Annotated in this window: 17 protein-coding genes; 9 read left to right on the forward strand and 8 right to left on the reverse strand. The window is 70.2% G+C overall.

Annotation, left to right across the window (positions count from 1 at the left end; translation table 11 throughout):
- The first annotated feature begins 5 nt into the window (after window positions 1-5).
- Window positions 6-479 (forward strand): Cys-tRNA(Pro) deacylase, encoded by a 474-nt coding sequence (gene ybaK / locus FZ025_RS04045; RefSeq protein ID WP_046979366.1) that lies wholly within the window; start codon window positions 6-8, stop codon window positions 477-479.
- Between the two features lie 206 nt (window positions 480-685).
- Here the strand turns inward: ybaK and FZ025_RS04050 are convergent, their stop codons facing one another.
- From FZ025_RS04050 to grxC, 3 genes are all read right to left on the reverse strand, one after another.
- Window positions 686-1,693, reverse strand: a complete 1,008-nt coding sequence (locus FZ025_RS04050; protein WP_046979365.1) for an isocitrate dehydrogenase — start codon at window positions 1,691-1,693, stop codon at window positions 686-688.
- A gap of 178 nt (window positions 1,694-1,871) precedes the next feature.
- Window positions 1,872-2,276, reverse strand: a complete 405-nt coding sequence (locus FZ025_RS04055; RefSeq protein WP_046979364.1) for a carboxymuconolactone decarboxylase family protein — start codon at window positions 2,274-2,276, stop codon at window positions 1,872-1,874.
- Entirely contained in the window at window positions 2,273-2,584 is a 312-nt protein-coding gene (gene grxC / locus FZ025_RS04060; protein WP_046979363.1) for a glutaredoxin 3, read from the reverse strand. Before grxC ends, FZ025_RS04055 begins: the two co-directional genes overlap by 4 nt.
- Before the next feature lie 152 nt (window positions 2,585-2,736).
- On the opposite strand from grxC, the gene FZ025_RS04065 reads away from it, so the two are divergent.
- The 8 genes from FZ025_RS04065 (at window position 2,737) to lpxH (ending at window position 12,915) form a co-directional block, all read left to right on the forward strand.
- Window positions 2,737-4,386, forward strand: a complete 1,650-nt coding sequence (locus FZ025_RS04065) for a M48 family metalloprotease (RefSeq protein WP_046979362.1) — start codon at window positions 2,737-2,739, stop codon at window positions 4,384-4,386.
- Window positions 4,387-4,469: 83 nt separating this feature from the next.
- Window positions 4,470-5,159, forward strand: coding sequence for a phosphate regulon transcriptional regulator PhoB (phoB, locus tag FZ025_RS04070; protein ID WP_003468516.1), 690 nt, complete (start codon window positions 4,470-4,472; stop codon window positions 5,157-5,159).
- 65 nt (window positions 5,160-5,224) lie between these two features.
- Complete coding sequence (gene phoR / locus FZ025_RS04075; protein ID WP_046979361.1) at window positions 5,225-6,550, forward strand: phosphate regulon sensor histidine kinase PhoR; 1,326 nt, start codon at window positions 5,225-5,227, stop codon at window positions 6,548-6,550.
- Window positions 6,551-6,561: 11 nt separating this feature from the next.
- Window positions 6,562-8,658 (forward strand): polyphosphate kinase 1, encoded by a 2,097-nt coding sequence (gene ppk1, locus FZ025_RS04080; RefSeq protein WP_046979360.1) that lies wholly within the window; start codon window positions 6,562-6,564, stop codon window positions 8,656-8,658.
- A 59-nt stretch (window positions 8,659-8,717) separates the two neighbouring features.
- Window positions 8,718-10,241: an exopolyphosphatase gene (ppx, locus tag FZ025_RS04085; protein ID WP_046979372.1), complete on the forward strand. Its 1,524-nt coding sequence runs from the start codon at window positions 8,718-8,720 to the stop codon at window positions 10,239-10,241.
- 194 nt (window positions 10,242-10,435) lie between these two features.
- Complete coding sequence (locus FZ025_RS04090; RefSeq protein WP_046979359.1) at window positions 10,436-11,569, forward strand: glycosyltransferase family 4 protein; 1,134 nt, start codon at window positions 10,436-10,438, stop codon at window positions 11,567-11,569.
- Entirely contained in the window at window positions 11,553-12,077 is a 525-nt protein-coding gene (locus tag FZ025_RS04095) for a phosphatase PAP2 family protein (protein WP_046979358.1), read from the forward strand. Before FZ025_RS04090 ends, FZ025_RS04095 begins: the two co-directional genes overlap by 17 nt.
- 100 nt (window positions 12,078-12,177) lie before the next feature.
- A complete protein-coding gene (lpxH, locus tag FZ025_RS04100; protein WP_046979357.1) occupies window positions 12,178-12,915 on the forward strand; it encodes a UDP-2,3-diacylglucosamine diphosphatase in 738 nt (245 codons plus the stop codon).
- Window positions 12,916-12,955: 40 nt separating this feature from the next.
- Here the strand turns inward: lpxH and FZ025_RS04105 are convergent, their stop codons facing one another.
- The 5 genes from FZ025_RS04105 to FZ025_RS04125 all read right to left on the reverse strand — a co-directional run bounded on the left by FZ025_RS04105 (window position 12,956) and on the right by FZ025_RS04125 (window position 17,858).
- Window positions 12,956-13,462 carry a hypothetical protein gene (locus FZ025_RS04105; RefSeq protein ID WP_053057239.1) on the reverse strand — a complete coding sequence of 169 codons (507 nt, stop codon included), beginning with the start codon at window positions 13,460-13,462 and terminating at the stop codon, window positions 12,956-12,958.
- A gap of 154 nt (window positions 13,463-13,616) precedes the next feature.
- A complete protein-coding gene (locus tag FZ025_RS04110) occupies window positions 13,617-14,438 on the reverse strand; it encodes a ferritin-like domain-containing protein (protein ID WP_046979356.1) in 822 nt (273 codons plus the stop codon).
- A gap of 22 nt (window positions 14,439-14,460) precedes the next feature.
- On the reverse strand, window positions 14,461-15,927 hold the full coding sequence (purF, locus tag FZ025_RS04115) for an amidophosphoribosyltransferase (RefSeq protein ID WP_046979355.1): 1,467 nt from the start codon (window positions 15,925-15,927) through the stop codon (window positions 14,461-14,463).
- 28 nt (window positions 15,928-15,955) lie between these two features.
- Window positions 15,956-16,708: a CvpA family protein gene (locus FZ025_RS04120; RefSeq protein ID WP_046979370.1), complete on the reverse strand. Its 753-nt coding sequence runs from the start codon at window positions 16,706-16,708 to the stop codon at window positions 15,956-15,958.
- 94 nt (window positions 16,709-16,802) lie between these two features.
- On the reverse strand, window positions 16,803-17,858 hold the full coding sequence (locus FZ025_RS04125) for an SPOR domain-containing protein (RefSeq protein WP_104557651.1): 1,056 nt from the start codon (window positions 17,856-17,858) through the stop codon (window positions 16,803-16,805).
- Window positions 17,859-17,879 lie beyond the last annotated feature (21 nt).

A 17,879-nucleotide genomic window follows, 5' to 3' on the forward strand; every position in this document is an offset into this window, starting at 1 on the left:
CCGCCATGTCCAAGGCCACCCGCGCGACCCGGGCATTGGACGCGGCCGGCGTCGCCTATCGCCTGCATCCCTACGACTACAAAGCCGAGGCCGGCGCCAAGGGCCTGCAGGCGGCGCAGGCGCTCGGCCTGCCGCCAGCGCGGGTGCTGAAGAGCCTGATGGTCTGGGTCGACAGCCGCGCGGTGTGCGTGGTGGTGCCCTCCGATCGCCGCGTGCAGCTGAAGAAACTGGCCGCGGCCGCGGCCGGCAAATCGGCACGGATGATGGAGGTGGCCGAGGCCGAGCGCCGCAGCGGCTACAAGGTCGGCGGCATCAGTCCGCTGGGCCAGCAGCGGCCGGTGCCGGTGCTGATCGAGCAGTCGGCGCTCGCCCCGGGCAGCCTGTGGTTCAACGCCGGGCAGCGCGGACTGCTGCTGGAAATCGACGCCGAGCGGGTGCTGGAGGTGCTGCAGGCGCGCGCCTGCGATCTGTGCGAGTGAGGCATCCGCCGCAGCGGCGCGCGCTGGCGGCGCGGTGGCGCCGCAAAACCCGGCCGGCGGCGGCACCGATCGCGCGCAGCGGCGTCACCGCAGGGAGTCGCGCTTCCACGCCAGTGCATCCCCGCCATCCTCAGGCGCGGATCGCAGCGGGCAATGGCAGAAAAAAAGGCGCCGCGCGGCGCCTTTTTTGTTTTCTCCGCGCTGAATTACAGGCGGCTGGCGATGGCCTTGGCGAAGCCCATGGTGTTGCCGCTGCCGCCCAGGTCCGGGGTCAGCCCGTCCTTGGCTTCCAGGGTGGCGACGATGGCGCTGCGCAGGCGCTCGGCGTTCTGCGGCTGGCCGACGTGGTCCAGCAGCTGCGCCGCGCCCAGCAGCAGCGCGCACGGGTTGGCCTTGCCCTGCCCGGCGATGTCCGGGGCCGAGCCGTGCACGGCCTCGAAGATCGCCGCGTCGACGCCGATGTTGGCGCCCGGGGCCAGGCCCAGGCCGCCGACCAGGCCGGCGCACAGGTCCGACAGGATGTCGCCGAACAGGTTGGTGGTGACGATGATGTCGAACTGCTCCGGACGCATCACCAGCTGCATGCAGGCGTTGTCCACGATCATTTCCTGGAACTCGATCTCCGGGTAGTGCGCCGCCACGTCGCGCGCCACTTTCAGGAACAGGCCCGAGGTGGACTTGATGATGTTGGCCTTGTGCACCGCGGTGACCTTCTTGCGGCCGGTCGCCCGTGCCAGGTCGAAGGCGTAGCGGACGATGCGCTCGGAGCCCTTGCGGGTCACCTTGGCCATCGACACCGCGGTCTCGCCGTCGGCCGACACTTCCTGGCCTTCGCTCAGGTAGGCGCCTTCGGTGTTCTCGCGCACGGTGATCAGGTCCACGCCGGCGCCGAAGCGCGACTTGGTGTTCGGGAACGACTTGGCCGGACGCACGTTGGCGTACAGGTCGAACTGGCGGCGCATGGCCACGTTGATCGAGCTGAAGCCCTCGCCCACCGGCGTGGTCAGCGGACTCTTCAGCGCGATCCTGTTCTTGCGGATCGAATCCAGGGTGGCGGCCGGCAACAGATCGCCGTGCTTTTCCAGTGCGACCAGGCCGGCGTCGGCGTATTCGTAGGTGAGGCCGGCGTTCAGCGCGTCGAGCACGAACAGCGTGGCGTCCATGATCTCGGGGCCGATGCCGTCGCCACGGATGACCGTGATTGTCTGCGTCATAGAAGTGCGGTTTCCGTACATACAGAGGAGGAGCGCCGACCGGAAGCCCGGGCTGCAGGCGCAAGGAGATGTCACCGGTAATTATGCCCGAAGCCGGTGAAGGCTCCCAAACCGCGGCCGGTGCAAAACGCAGCACGCCGCCCGCAGGCGGCGTGCCGGCGTCCGCGCCCGGGACCACTCAGCCGTGCGCATGCTCCGACGGCGCGGCGGCCGCCCCTTGCTCGAGCTTGTCGAGGAAATCCACCGCCCGGCGCAGGTGCGGGATCACGATCGAACCGCCCACCACCAGGCCCACCGAGAAGGTTTCGAAGAATGCGTCGCGCGCCACGCCGGCCTGCTTGCACTGGGCCACGTGGTAGCTGATGCAGTCGTCGCAGCGCAGCACCAGCGAGGCGACCAGGCCAAGCAGCTCCTTGGTCTTCACGTCCAGCGCGCCGGCCTGGTAGGTCTGGGTGTCGAGCGCGAAGAAACGCCGCACCACCTGGTTCGGCTCGGCCAGGATGCGCTGGTTCATGCGCTGGCGGAACTCGGTGAATTCGCGCAGCCGATCCTGGCCCTCGCCGCCCTCGCCCGCAGCGCTCATGCCTGGGACGCCGGGGCCTGGCCGTCGAGCAGTGGCTGCAGCTTGCCGGCGCGGTGCAGCGCCATCATGTCGTCGTAGCCGCCGACATGGGTGTCGCCGACGAAGATCTGCGGCACGCTGGTGCGGCGCGCCAGCGCCACCATCTTCCCGCGTTCGGCCGGATCCAGGTCGATGCGCACCTCGGTCCAGCTGCGACCCTTGCTCTTCAGGAAGTTCTTGGCGGCCACGCAATACGGGCAGATCGCGGTGGAGTACAGGGTGATCGGCGGGCCGCCGGCCTGGCCGTTGTCGGCTTGTTGGGTGTCCACGGGAAACTCCGGGCGGGAAAAGGGGTCCAAGCCACTATGGTAGCGGCCAGCTGGATTTTCGAGTCCGCTGCCGCAACACTGCGGATCAGCCTGATTCAATCACCCTGGATTCACCCGCCGCCGCGGCCCCCCGCCTTGCCCTGGAGCCTCACTTGCGCCCGTTGCCGCTTGCCTTCGCGATCACCCTGGCTGCCGCCGTCGCGGTCGCGCCGGCGCCGGCGCAGGAGAACAAGCTGCCGGACATCGGCTCCTCGGCCGGCGAGCTGCTGACCCCGGCGCGCCAGGCCGAGTACGGCAAGATGATGCTGGCCGAGCTGCGCAACTACGACTACGTGCTCGAAGATCCGCTGATCGACGACTGGCTGCAGACCATGGGCACCCGGCTCGGCGCCAACAGCGACCAGCCGCAGCAGAAGTACACGTTCTTCATGCTGCGCGACCGCCAGATCAATGCCTTCGCCACGCTGGGCGGCTACGTCGCGGTCAACGCCGGGCTGGTGCTGACCGCCGAACGCGAGGACGAAGTCGCCGCGGTGCTGTCGCACGAGATCGCGCACATCACCCAGCAGCACGTGCTGCGCGGGGTGGAGCGGGCGCAGCGCGACCAGGTGCCGATCCTGCTCGGCATGCTCGCCGCGGTGGTCGCCGCGCAGCAGGCCGGCGGCCGCTCCAGCGGCGACGCCACCCAGGCGGCGATCGCCAGCGGCCTGGGACTGATGCAGCAGCGCCAGATCGACTACACCCGCTCCAACGAATCGGAAGCCGACCGCCTGGGCATCCGCACCCTGGCCCGCAGCGGCTACGACGTGGACGCGATGGCCGGCTTCTTCGAGCGCATGTCGCTGGCGATGCGCGGCAACCAGGGCGGCTACAGCACCCCCGACTACCTGATGACCCACCCGGTCACCACCACCCGCATCAGCGAGGCGCGGCAGCGCGCCGAACAGATGAAGAAGAACACCGTGGTGCTGACCACCAGCGTGCCCGGCGGCACCCTGCAGGAGCGGGTCGATCCCAACGACGTGTCGCTGAGCCAGCCGCTGGGCGCGCCCAGCAACCCGTTGCTGCCCGGGCGCCTGCAACTGCCGTTCGACACCTATGCGCGCGGCGCCAGCGGCCAGTTCGCGTGGGCCCGCGAGCGCCTGCGCGTGCTCAGCGCCAATACCCCGGCCGATGCGGTGCGCGAGTACGAGGGCCTGCGCCAGGGCAGCAAGCAGGGCCTCAGCGACGCCCAGCGCTATGGCCTGGCGCTGGCCCGGCTGCGCGGCGGCGGCAGCCCGCAGGAGGGTATGCAGACCCTGGAGGACCTGCTGCAGGGGCACCCGGACAGCTGGTGGCTGGGCCTGGCGGTGGCCGAGGCCGAATCGCGCAACGGCCGCAGCCAGCAGGCCAACCAGCGCTTCGATGCGCTGCTCAAGCGCCTGCCGAGCAACCGCGCGGTGGCGCTGACCTATGCCACCGCGCTGAACGAGCAAGGCGGCCGTGCGGCCGGGCAGCGCGCGCAGGCGGTGCTGCGTCCGCTGCTGGGCGCGGCCGCCGACGATCCGGTGTTCCAGCGCAGCTTCGCCCGCGCCTGCGAGCTGGCCGGGGACGGCAACCGCGCCGGCGAGGCCTATGCCGAGGCCGCCTATCTGAACGGACGCCCCGAGCAGGCGCTGATCCAGCTGAACAATCTGAAGAAGCGCGACGACCTCGATTACGTGGCGCGCGCGCGCATCGACGCGCGTATCGCCGCGATCACCCCCACGGTATTGGAGCTGCGTCGCCAGGGCGTGCAGGATCCGGACGTGAAACAGCGCTGAAACGCAGTATGGCGGCGGTCATCGAATAGTAATAAAACCGTAGTCTACTGGCGACCTCTCCTCCCAGTCCCAACGGTGCCGTCGTGCAGAAACGCATCCTGATCGTCGACGACGAACCCGCCATCCGCGACATGGTGGCGTTCGCCCTGCGCAAGGGCGACTTCGAACCGGTCCATGCCGGCGACGCGCGGGAAGCGCAGACCTCCATCGCCGACCGCGTCCCCGACCTGATCCTGCTGGACTGGATGCTGCCCGGCACCAGCGGCCTGGAGCTGGCGCGGCGCTGGCGCAAGGATGCGATGACCCGCGAGGTGCCGATCATCATGCTCACCGCGCGCGGCGAAGAGAACGACCGGGTCGGCGGCCTGGAAGCCGGCGTCGACGACTACGTGGTCAAGCCGTTCTCGGCCCGCGAGCTGCTGGCGCGGATCCGCGCGGTGATGCGGCGGACCCGCGACGACGACGAGGACGGCAGCGTCTCGGTCGGCAGCCTGCGTATCGACGGCGCCGCGCACCGCGTGTTCGCCGGCGACGCGCCGGTGCCGATCGGCCCCACCGAATACCGCCTGCTGCATTTCTTCATGACCCATCCCGAGCGCGTCTACAGCCGCGCGCAGCTGCTCGACCACGTGTGGGGCGGCAGCGTCTACGTCGAGGAGCGCACCATCGACGTGCACATCCGCCGGCTGCGCAAGACCCTGGAGCCGTTCGCGGTGGAGAACATGGTGCAGACGGTGCGCGGCTCCGGCTACCGCTTCTCCTCCTCCATCTGACTGTCGCCTTCGCCTGCTATAAACGGCGGAAGGACACGATGCCATTGCGACAGAGCGCGCTCCCGATGCCCCGCCACATCCGTTCCGCCTGGTTCAAGACCCTCGGCACCCTGGCCGCGCTGCTGCTGCTGGCGGTGCTGGTCGGCTGGGTCGGCGGTCACGTGTGGATGACGTTGACCCTGGCTTCGCTGGCGGTGATGGGCTGGCACTACTGGCGTCTGCGCCGCGTGCTGCGCCGGCTGACCGCACGCCAGCGCTGGGAACCGCCGGCCGGCACCGGCGTATGGAATGAGCTGGACCGGCTACTGTACCGCAGCCAGGCGGAAATGCGCACGCGCAAGCGGCGCCTGCTGGACATGCTGCGCGCCTACCGCGCCGCCGCCGCCGCGCTGCCCGACGCGGTGGTGGTGGTGGACCGCAACAGCCAGCGCATCCAGTGGTTCAACGAAGCCGCCGGCACCCTGCTCGGCCTGCGCCATCCCGGCGACCTGAACGTGCCGGTGGTGCAGCGCCTGCAGCCGATGCCGCTGGCGCACTGGCTGGCCGGCGGCCGCAACGCCGAGCCGATGCTGGACACGCCCTCGCCGATCGACGACCGGCTGCGCCTGAACCTGCGCCTGATTCCCTACTCCGACAACTACTGGCTGCTGGTCGCGCGCGACGTCAGCAAGCTGCTGCAGCTGGAGCAGGTGCGCCGCGATTTCGTCGCCAACGTCTCGCACGAACTGCGCACGCCTCTGACCGTGGTGCACGGCTACCTGGACATGCTCGATCCGGAGGATTTCCCCGATTCCGGGCCGATGATCGCCGAGATGCGCAAGCAGTCGCAGCGCATGACCCAGCTGGTCGAAGACCTGCTGACCCTGTCGCGGCTGGAATCGCAGGAACACGCCAACGAGGAGAGCATCGCGATGGCGCCGATGCTGGCCACGCTGCGCCGCGAGGCCGAGGCGCATAGCCAGGGCCGGCACCGCATCGAGGTGCACGACGAGGCCGATCTGGACCTGGTCGGGTCCAACAAGGAATTGCACAGCGCCTTCTCCAACCTGGTCACCAACGCAGTGCGCTACACCCCTGCCGGCGGCTCGGTCAGCATCGTCTTCGCCCGCGAAGGCGACGGCGCGGTGCTGTCGGTGCGCGACAGCGGCTACGGCATCCCCTCGCACCACCTGCCGCGCATCACCGAACGCTTCTACCGCGTCTCCAGCAGCCGTTCGCGCGAGAGCGGCGGCACCGGGCTGGGACTGTCGATCGTCAAGCATGTGCTGGGCCTGCACCAGGCGCGGCTGGACATCGAAAGCGAAGTCGGCAAGGGCAGCACGTTCTCCTGCCACTTCGGTGCCGGCCGCGTGCATCCGCGGCGCGACCATGCCACCCTGATCTCCGCCTAACGAGTACCGCCATGCCCCGCGCCGCCGCCCTGCCGCCCACGCCACCACCGGACGTTCCCAGCGACCCGCTGCGCGACCCGTCGCTGTACCTCAACCGCGAACTGTCGCAACTGGATTTCAACTTCCGCGTGCTGGCGCAGGCGCAGGATCCGAGCGTGCCGCTGCTGGAGCGGCTGCGCTTCCTGTGCATCTCCTGCACCAACCTCGACGAGTTCTTCGAGATCCGCGCCGCCACCGTGCGCCATGCGCTGGAGTTCGGCCTGCCGCCGGCGCCGGACGGGCTGAGCTCGAGCGCGATCCTCAACTCCATCCACGACCGCGCCGCGCAGCTGGTCGACCACCAGTACCGCTGCTGGAACGAAGTGCTGCGGCCGGCACTGAAGGACGCCGGCATCGGCGTGCTCGGCCGCAACAGCTGGAACGCGCGGCAGAAGCGCTGGCTGCGCGCCTACTTCCGCAACGAGATCATGCCGGTGCTGTCGCCGCTGGGCCTGGACCCGGCGCATCCGTTCCCGAAGATCCTCAACAAGTCGCTGAACATCGTGGTGGTGCTGAAGGGCACCGACGCGTTCGGCCGCGTCGGCCACCTGGCGATCGTGCGCGCGCCGCGTTCGCTGCCGCGCATCATCCAGCTGCCGGAAAGCCTGTCCGAAGGCGGCCAGAGCTTCGTGTTCCTGTCCTCGGTGCTGTCCACCTTCGTCGACGAACTGTTCCCGGGCATGGAGGTGATGGGCTCCTACCAGTTCCGCGTGACCCGCAATTCCGAGCTGGTGGTGGACGAGGAGGAAGTGGAGAACCTGGCGCTGGCGCTGCGCGACGAGCTGGTCAACCGCGGCTACCGGCCGGCGGTGCGGCTGGAGATCGCCGAGGACTGCCCGAAGTCGATCATGCGCACGCTGCTGCAGAACTTCGAATTGCCGGAAAACGCGGTCTACCGCATCAACGGCCCGGTCAATCTGAGCCGGGTCGACCAGGTCTACGACCTGGTGCAGCGCCCGGAGCTGAAGTATCCGCCGATGAATCCGCGCACACTGCGCGACAGCGAAGGCATCTTCGAGATCGTCGCGGCCGGCGACGTGCTGCTGCACCATCCGTTCGACGCGTTCACCGCGGTGCTGGACCTGATCAAGCAGGCCGCGGTGGACCCGCAGGTGCTGGCGATCAAGCAGACCCTGTACCGCACCGGCAAGGACTCGGGCATCGTCGATGCGCTGGTGCTGGCCGCGCGCAACGGCAAGGACGTGACCGTGGTGGTCGAGCTGCGCGCGCGCTTCGACGAGGAAGCCAACCTGGGCCTGGCCGATCGCCTGCAGGAAGCCGGCGTGCAGGTGGTGTACGGCGTGGTCGGCTACAAGACCCACGCCAAGATGCTGCTGATCGTGCGCCGCGAAGGCCGCAAGCTGCGCCGCTACGTGCACCTGGGCACCGGCAACTATCACAGCGGTACCGCGCGCGCCTACACCGACCTGAGCCTGATCACCGCCGATGCGGACATCTGCAACGACGTGCACCTGCTGTTCCAGCAGCTGTCCGGGCTGGCGCCGAAGATCCGCCTCAAGCGCCTGCTGCAATCGCCGTTCACCCTGCACCCGGGGGTGCTGCACCGGATCGAGCGCGAGACCAAGCTGGCCCTGGCCGGGCGCCCGGGCCGCATCATCGCCAAGATGAACGCGCTCAACGAGCCGCAGGTGATCCGCGCGCTGTACGCGGCCTCGCAGGCCGGGGTCAAGATCGACCTGATCGTGCGCGGCGCGTGCACGCTGCGCCCCGGCGTGCAGGGCGTGTCGGACAACATCCGGGTGCGTTCGATCGTCGGTCGCTTCCTCGAGCACAGCCGCATCTACTGGTTCGGCAACGACGGCGCGCCGGAACTGTTCTGCGCCAGCGCCGACTGGCTGGAGCGCAATCTGCTGCGGCGCGTGGAGACCTGTTTCCCGATCCTGGATCCGGAGCTGGTCAAGCGCATCCATCGCGAGGTGTTGCAGAACTATCTGGCCGACAATGCCAATGCGTGGGAGCTGGATGCCAGCGGCAACTACCGCAAGCTGGCGCCGGGCCAGGACCAGCCGCTGCATTCGGCGCAGCTGACCCTGCTCGACGGACTCTGAGCCACGCCGCCCGCGCGCCGATGGACGGCATCGGCCGTGCATCGGCTACCATCCCGCCCATGCCTCCCATCTCCCCGTACACGCCGTTGCGCGATGGCGACCTGCTGGCCGCCATCGACCTGGGTTCCAACAGTTTCCATATGGTCGTGGCGCGCTATCAGCTCGGGCAGCTGCGGGTGGTGGACCGCCTGCGCGAGACCGTGCGCATGGCCGACGGCCTGGACAACAAGGGCGGGCTGTCGGCGGACGCGCGGCAGCGCGCGCTGGAATGCCTGGCGCGCTTCGGCCAGCGCATCCGCGACGTGCCGTCGCTGCACGTGCGCGCGCTGGCCACCAACACCGTGCGCCAGCTGCGCTCGCCGCAGGCGTTCCTGATCCCCGGCGAAACCGCGCTCGGCCATCCGATCGAAGTGGTCAGCGGCCGCGAGGAAGCACGCCTGATCTACCTGGGCGTGGCGCATGCGCAGCCGCCCAAGCCGGACCAGCGCCGGCTGGTGATCGACATCGGCGGCGGCTCCACCGAATTCATCATCGGCCGCGGCTTCCAGACCCTGGAACGCGAAAGCCTGCAGGCCGGCTGCATCGCCAGCACGCGGCGCTTCTTCCCCGGCGGCAAGCTGTCGAAGAAGAAATGGAAGGACGCGCTGACCGAGATCGGTGCCGAATTCCAGCAGTTCGCCGGGCTGTACCGCGCGCTGGGCTGGGACGAGGCGCTGGGTTCGTCGGGCACGCACAAGGCGATCGGCGAGATCTGCGCGGCGATGAAGCTGACCAAGGGCACGATCACCGCCGAGGCGCTGCCGCAGCTGCGCGAACGCCTGCTGCTGGCCAAGCGCATCGAGGACATCGATTTGCCCGGCCTGTCCGCCGACCGCCGGCCGATCATCGCCGGCGGCGTGCTGGTGCTGGAAGCCGCGTTCCAGGCGCTGGGCCTGCAGCGCCTGATGGTGAGCAAGGCAGCCATGCGCGAAGGCATCCTGTACGACATGCTCGGCCGCGGCGGCGAGAACGATCCGCGCGCCACCGCGATCGCCGCGCTGACCCAGCGCTACGGCATCGACGCGGCGCAGGCCGCGCGCGTGGAAGCCACCGCGATGGCGCTGTTCGAGCAGGTCGCCACCGATTGGGCGCTGGATGCCGACGACGGGCGCATGCTCGGCTGGGCCGCGCGCCTGCACGAACTCGGCCAGGTCATCGCGCACAGCCAGTACCACGTGCACGGCGCCTACGTGCTCGAGCATTCCGACATCGCCGGCTTCTCGCGGCAGGAACAGCAGGTGCTGGCGACGCTGGTGCGTACCCATCGCCGCAACGTGCCCAAGACCGCGTTCGACGCCCTGCCCGACCGCGTGCTGCTCAGCGCCAGGCGCAAGGCCGCGCTGCTGCGGCTGGCGGTGCTGCTGCACCGCGCGCACGAATCCGAGCCGATCCCGTCGCTGGAGCTGAGGGCCAGCGGCGACGACCTGCACCTGATCCTGTCGCAGCCATGGATCGAATCGCGGCCGCTGCAGCGCGCCGACCTGATCGGCGAAGTCGAGGGCATGGCCGGGCTGGGCATCAATTTCCGGCCGTTTGTGGCTTGAAGGCTGGAAATCGGGAATAGGGAATCGCAAAAGCGGGGCTGTCACCGCGCTTGTTGCGAGCCGTATTGCCCTCACCCGGGGCCGGCGATGAAAGCGCGGCTAAACGCCCGCGATCGGCGTCATCATTCCTACATGCGCCGGACATGTTCGCTTCACCGCCTCGCGCCAAGCTTTGGCAAACCGGAGCCTGAAGCATGCGCTACGCGATCGTCACCGAGACGTACCCCCCTGAGGTCAACGGCGTCGCACTGACCGTGCAGGGGCTGGAACTGGGATTGCGTGCGCTCGGCCATCAGGTCGACGTGGTGCGCCCGCGCCAGGTCGGCGACGGACACGATGCCGATGCGCGCCTGGTGCGCGGTGCGGCGCTGCCGCGCTACCCCGGCCTGAAGTTCGGCCTGCCCGCGCCGCGGCGCCTGGCCCGGCTGTGGCAGGCCACGCCGCCGGACGCGGTCTACATCGCCACCGAAGGCCCGCTCGGCTGGTCGGCGCTGCGCAGCGCGCGGCGCCTGGGCATCCCGATCGCCACCGGCTTCCACACCCGCTTCGACGAATACCTGCCCCAGTACGGCGCCGCCTGGCTGCAGTCGACCGCGCTGCGCTGGATGCGGCGCTTCCACAACCAGGCCGCCGCGACCCTGGTGCCGACCCGCGAACTGCTGGGCTTCCTCGCCGGGCAAGGCTTCGAGCGCGTGCGCCTGCTGGCGCGCGCGGTGGACAACCGCCAGTTCGAACCGCAGCGCCGCGATGCGCAGCTGCGCCGCGAATGGGGCCTGGAGGCGGATGGCTGCGCGGCCCTGTACGTCGGCCGCATCGCTTCGGAAAAGAACCTGCCGCTGGCGGTGCGCGCGTTCCGGCAACTGCAGCAGGTGCGGCCGGACGCGCGCTTCGTCTGGGTCGGCGACGGCCCGATGCGCGCGCGCCTGGCGCAGGAAAACCCCGACTTCCTCTTCTGCGGCGTGCAACGCGGCGACGCGCTGGCGCGGCACTTCGCCAGCGGCGACCTGTTCCTGTTCCCCAGCCGCAGCGAGACCTTCGGCAACGTGACCCTGGAAGCGATGGCCAGCGGCGTGGCCACGGTCGCCTTCGACTACGGCGCGGCGCGCGAATACCTGCGCGACGGCGTCAACGGCGCGGCGGTGGCCGACGACGAAAGCTTCGTCGCCGCGGCAGTGCGCCTGGCCGGCGACGACGCCCTGCGCCGGCAGCTTGGCCAGGCCGCCTGCGCGGCGATGCAGCAGCTGCGCCCGGAACGGGTGGTGGCCGATTTCGACGCGCTTCTCGGCGAACTGGCTTGCAGCAGGAGGACCCATGTCGACGCGGCTTGAGATCCTGCGCGGGCACGAAGCGCGTTGGTGCCGGCGCGCCAACCACTGGTGCCGGCGGCGTTCGGTGCGGCGCTGCTTCGCGCTGATCAGCCGGCTCGGCGACGGCGTGTTCTGGTACGCGCTGATGACCTTGCTGGTGGTCTGCGACGGCATGGACGGCGTGTTCGCCTCCGCGCACATGGCCGCCACCGGCGTGGTCGCGCTGAGCCTGTACAAGGGCCTCAAGCGCTGGACCCGGCGCCCGCGCCCGTACGCGGCCGACCTGCGCATCCGCGCCTGGGTGGCGCCGCTGGACGAGTTCAGCTTCCCGTCCGGGCACACCTTGCATGCGGTGTCGTTCGGCATCGTCGCGCTGGCCTACTACCCCTGGCTGGCGCCATTGCTGATTCCCTTCATCGCCTGCGTGGCGCTGTCGCGGGTGGTGCTGGGCCTGCATTACCCCAGCGACGTGCTCGCCGCCACCGCGATCGGCGCACTGCTGGCCGGGGTGTCGCTGTGGGTGGTTTGAGACTGGGAATGGAGAACCGGGAATAGGGAATGGGAAGAGCCGGCGCCTTTTCCATTCCCGATTCCCCATTCTCCATTTCCGGCTCCATTACAATGCGGCAATGACGACGCTGTTCATCTCCGACCTGCACCTGGATCCGGCCCGGCCGGCGATCACCGAACTGTTTCTGGACTTCCTGCGCGGCGCAGCGCGCCAGGCCGAGGCGCTGTACATCCTCGGCGACCTGTTCGAGGCCTGGATCGGCGACGACACGCCGTCCGCGGCGGCCGATGCGGTAGCGCTCCAATTGCATGCGCTTGGCGATGCCGGCGTGCCGGTGTTGTTCATGCACGGCAACCGCGACTTCCTGCTCGGCGCCGACTACGCGCGCCGCGCCGGCATGCGCCTGCTGCCCGATCCGTGCGTGATCGACCTGTACGCCGAGCCGACGCTGCTGCTGCACGGCGACCTGCTGTGCACCGACGACACCGCCTACCAGGCGTTCCGCGCGCAAACCCGCGACCCGGCGTTCCAGCAGCAGTTCCTGGCGCAGCCGCTGGCCGCGCGCATCGCCTATGCGCAGCAGGCGCGCGCCGCCAGCCAGGCGCGCCAGGCGGAAATGAAGCAGGGCGACACGGCGCAGTTCGAAACCGTCACCGACGTGGCGCCGGACGAGGTCGTGGCCAGCTTCGCGCGCTACGGCGTGGCGCGGATGATCCATGGCCATACCCACCGCCCCGCCGTGCACACGCTGGACGTGAACGGCCGCAGCTGCACCCGCATCGTGCTCGGCGACTGGTACGCGCAAGGGTCGGTGCTGCGCGTGGATGCGCAGGGCAGCCGGCTGCAGCAGCTGTGATCGGCAGCGGCGAGAAACGCGCGCGCAGAACCCGCGGCCGTTACAGCATGCCGCCGGCGCTGTCGCGCGCACGCTGCGCATAGCCGACGAAGCCGCCCTCGGCCGCGTCGTACCACAGGATCGCGCCGGAGCGTTCGACCCGGTAGCGGTCCCTGACCGGCGCGGTCTGCGGATCGCCCGGACAGCCGTCGCCATGCTTCTCGCGCACCGCGAACTCGATCGCGGCGGATGCGGTGGCCACCGGCAGCGCCGCTGCGGCGTCGGCGGCGGATTCGGCATCGGTTTCGGCGGCGTATTGCAGGCACTGCGCGTCGGCATAGACGTGGTCGGCCGCCAGGCGCGCCTCCAGCATGTCCAGCGCGCGGCGCTCGTCGAATGCCGCCAGCGGCGCATCGTCTGCGGCGGGTGCCGGTGCCGGTGCGGGTGCCGGTGCCGCCGCGGTCGCCGGCGTCTGCGGCGCGGTCGGTGGATCGGCCGCCGGACCGCAGCCCATGCTCAACAGCGCCAGCGCCAAGGCGGCTGGCACGCCCATGCTCTTCAACACCATCGCCGATTCCAGGAGTAGTGAGCGGTGCACGCCCGGCCATGCCGGAGACGTCGCCGCGCAGCGCAGCATAGCCGAAGCCGGACGCCATGGCGTCCGGCCGGCCTGCGGATCGGCAAGCGCCCTCCCGGCGCACGCGCAGCGGCGCCGCCGCGCCTCAGCCGGCCTGGCGCTGCAAGGCGAGCAGCTCGTCCTCGTCGAAGCCGGCCAGCAGCCGCGCCGGCAGGTTGAACGGGCCGTGCAGATAGCCGCCGGCGTAGTCGCGCAGCAGCTCGGCGAACCGGGCGCGCGGCTCGATCCCGGCACGCGCGCAATACCAACGGTACCAGCGCGAGCCGGCGGCGACGTGCGCCACTTCCTCGCGCAGGATCAGTTCCAGAATTTCGACGGTGGCGTGGTCGCCGAGCGCGCGCAGCTTGACGATCATGCCCGGGGTCACGTCCAGGCCGCGCGCCTCCAGCACGCGCGGCACCAGCGCCATGCGCGCCAGGCCGTCGTGCGCGGTCTTCTCGCACATTTCCCACAATCCGTTGTGCGCGGCGAAATCGCCATAGTCGTGGCCCAGCGCGCGCAGCCGGTCGCGCAGCAGCGTGAAATGGCGCGCTTCGTCGGCGGCCACCGCCACCCAGTCGGCGTAGAACGCCTCGGGCAGCCCGCGAAAGCGGTACACCGCGTCCCAGGCCAGGTCGATCGCGTTGAGTTCGATGTGCGCGATCGCATGGATGAAGGCGGCGCGGCCTTCGGCGCTGCCCAGGCCGCGCCGCGGCAATTCGCGCGGATGCACCAACAGCGGCCGCGGCGGACGCCCCGGCATGCGGATCGGCTCGGGCTCGCCGGCAGCCGCCGGCACGCGCAGCGCGCCGGCGGCGAACGCGGCGGCGTAGCGCCGGGTCAGTGCAACCTTGTCCTCCGGCGCGCTGGCGGCCAGGCAGCGGCGTGCCGCGTGCAGCAGATCCCCACCGGCGTGCGCGTCGTGCATGCGTGCTCCACGCAAGGCCGCGTCAGGCGCGGCGCTTCTTCTTCGCTTCGTCCGAACGCAGCTGCAGGATGCGCTCGAAGTAGCCCGGCTCGATGCCGGTGGTGTATTCGCCGTTGAAGCACGAGGAATCGAAGGTCTTCAGTTCCGGGTTGCCCTCGCGTACCGCGGTTTCCAGGTCTTCCAGGTCCTGGTAGATCAGCCAGTCGCAGCCGAGGAATTCCTGGATCTCCTGCTCGCTGCGGCCGTGCGCGATCAGTTCCTCGGCAGCCGGCATGTCGATGCCGTAGATGTTCGGGTAGCGCACCGGCGGCGCGGCGCTGGCCAGGTAGACCTTGCGCGCGCCGGCCTCGCGCGCCATCTGCACGATCTGCCGGCTGGTGGTGCCGCGCACGATCGAATCGTCGACCAGCAGCACCACGCGGTTGCGGAATTCCAGGTGGATCGGATTGAGCTTGCGGCGCACCGACTTCACCCGCTCGACCTGCCCCGGCATGATGAAGGTGCGGCCGACGTAGCGATTCTTGACGAAGCCCTCGCGGTACTTCACCCCGAGCACGTTGGACATCTCCAGCGCGGCGTCGCGCGAGGTGTCCGGGATCGGGATGATGGTGTCGATGTCGTGGTCCGGGCGCAGGCGCAGGATCTTCTCGCCCAGCTTCATGCCCATGCGCATGCGCGCCTTGTGCACCGAGACGTTGTCGATCATCGAGTCCGGGCGCGCGAAGTACACGTACTCGAAGATGCACGGGGTATGGTCGGTGGGCGAGGCGCAGACCTCGGAGAACAGCTCGCCGCGGCCGGTGATCACCAGCGCCTCGCCCGGGCGCACGTCGCGCAGGCGGGTGAAGCCGAGAATGTCCAGCGCCGAGGACTCGGAGGCGACGATGTATTCGTCGCCTTCGGCGCTCTCGCGCTTGCCCAGCACCAGCGGACGGATGCCGTGCGGGTCGCGGAACGCGACCAGGCCCAGGCCCAGCACCACGCTGACCACCGCATAGCCGCCCTTGCAGCGGCGGTGCACGCCGGCCACCGCGCGGATCGCCGCTTCCGGGGTCAGCATGCGCTGCGCGTCCAGCTCGTAGGCGAACACGTTCAGCAGCACTTCGCTGTCCGAATCGGTGTTGATGTTGCGGCGGTCGGCCTCGAACACCTGCTGGCGCAGCGCCTCGGTGTTGATCAGGTTGCCGTTGTGCGCCAGCGCGATGCCGTAGGGCGAATTGACGTAGAACGGCTGCGCCTCGTCCATGCCCTCCGAGCCGGCGGTGGGATAGCGGCAATGGGCGATGCCGACCCGGCCTTCCAGCACCGCCATGCGCTTCTCGTCGAAGACGTCGCGGACCAGGCCATTGGCCTTCTGCACGCGCAGGCGGGTCCCGTCGGCGGTGGCGATGCCTGCGGCGTCCTGCCCGCGGTGCTGCAGCACGGCCAGGCCGTCGTACAGTTGCGCTGCGACATTCTGGTTGCCGACGATTCCGACGATGCCACACATGTGAACGCTCTCCGCGGCGACTGCGCCGCTATTGGGAAGGTGGCCGTGCCTGGCCGTTGGATTCGACCCGTGCCGGGTCGTTTGCTGCCGGACGCGCCTGCGCCGGATCGATGTTCGCAGGCAGGACCTGCGTCGGATCGCCACCGGGCTGCGCGGATTGGGTCCCCGGACGCCCCAAGACCTTGGACATCACCTCCTGCAGGCCGCTGGCCGACAGGGCATTGCCCAGGGCGGCATTATCGCCTGCCGCGGGCAACTTGCCCAAATCCATCTGCTGCAGGTTCATCTGCTGCAGGTCCAGTTGCGGCATCTGCGGCATGCGCCAGTCCGGCAGCTGCGCGCGCATCCAGTGCACGCCGGGGCTGAGCACCGGCAGCACCACCGACTGGCGCCAGGCCGGTTCGCGGGTCAGCGGGGTGAAGCTCATCAGCAGCACCAGCACCGCGGCGAAGAAGCCGCCGCGCAGCGTGCCCAGGCCGAAGCCGAGCGCGCGGTCGGTGGCGGACAGCGCGGTGGCGCGCACCGCGCTGCGGATCGCCATGCCGGTGATGCCGACCACCGCCATCGTCGCCACGAAGGTCAGCGCGTAGCCGCCCAGGTAGTAGGTCATGCTCGGCCGGGCGCCGTCGGCCAGCCAGCGGCCTGCGTCGCCGCCGAACTGGAAGGTGGCCCAGCCGGACAGCAGCCACGACAGCGTGCCGACCACGATGCCGACGAAACCGCGCAGCGCGCCGAGCAGCGCCGAGACCAGGATCACCGCCAGCAGCACCAGATCGATCATGCACGCCTCCTGCGGCGGCACCGCGCCATGGCGGCAGCGCATCGCGGTTCCCTTCCCTGGTACATGTTTGCGACTCCGCGGGCCGAGGCCCGGTTCAAGGGTGTGGACGTACCATACCGCTGATGCCGACCTTGGATGCGACCTGCGCGCGCAGCTGCTCGGCATCGGCGCGATTGGCGACCGGGCCGACCCGCACCCGGTTCAAGGCACCCTTGTCGGTGCGCACCTGTTCGACGAAGGCGCTGAACCCGGCGGCGCGGACCTTGTCGCGCAACGCGTTGGCATCCTCGGCCTTGGCAAAGGCGCCCAACTGCACGGCGAAGCCGGTGCCGGCCGCGGCCGGCACGCTCGGCACGCTCGGCGCCGGCTTGGCCGCGGCCACCGGGGCCGGCGTCGCCGCCGGTTTGGCCGGTTCGGACTTGGCAGGCGCTGGCTTGGCCGGCGCTGGCTTGGCCTGTTCAGGCTTGGGCGCCGCTGCGACCGGCGGCTTGGCGGCGGCCACCGGCTTGGCTGGCGCCGGCGGCAAGGTCTCGGTCCTGGCCGGCGCCGCGGCGGCGGCCACCGCGGACATGCTCGGCGCGTCCAGGGTCACCACCTGCGCATTGACGTCGTTGCGCACCTTGACCGCCTGCAGGCGCACCGACTCGGCCTGGGCGCGATCGGCATACGGGCCGATGCGCACGCGCCAGGCCTGGCGCCCGCCGATCGTGGCCGCCTCGCGGAAGCCGGGCAGTTGCGCCTGCTTGAGCCGCGCGATCACCGCATCGGCGTCGGCCGAGGTGGAGTAGGCGCCGAAATTGACCGCGTAGTTGCCGGCGGCCACGGTCGGCGGCAACGCCTGCGCGGCGCTGCCGGCCGCGGCCGGCGCGGCCAGATCGGCGGCGTCGGGGTTGTCCTGCACCGGCGCCGGCGCCGCGGCCGGCGCGCTGGCCATGCCCACCGCGCCGCCGCTGGGCGCGTCGCCCGGCGTCACCAGCGGCAATTCGCGGGTCTGGAACTGGCCGTCGGCCGGCGCGTCCGGCGCCTTCAGCGGAACATTGGCGACGCCGCTGTCGGGCGCGGGGCCCTTGACCAGCATCGGCAGGAAGATCACGGCGAGCGCCACCAGGACAAGGGCGCCAATCAGTCGCTGTTTCAGGACGGTATCCACGGAAAGCTTGAGGGGGCGGCA

It is taken from the genome of Xanthomonas hyacinthi, from assembly GCF_009769165.1.
GTDB lineage: Bacteria > Pseudomonadota > Gammaproteobacteria > Xanthomonadales > Xanthomonadaceae > Xanthomonas_A > Xanthomonas_A hyacinthi.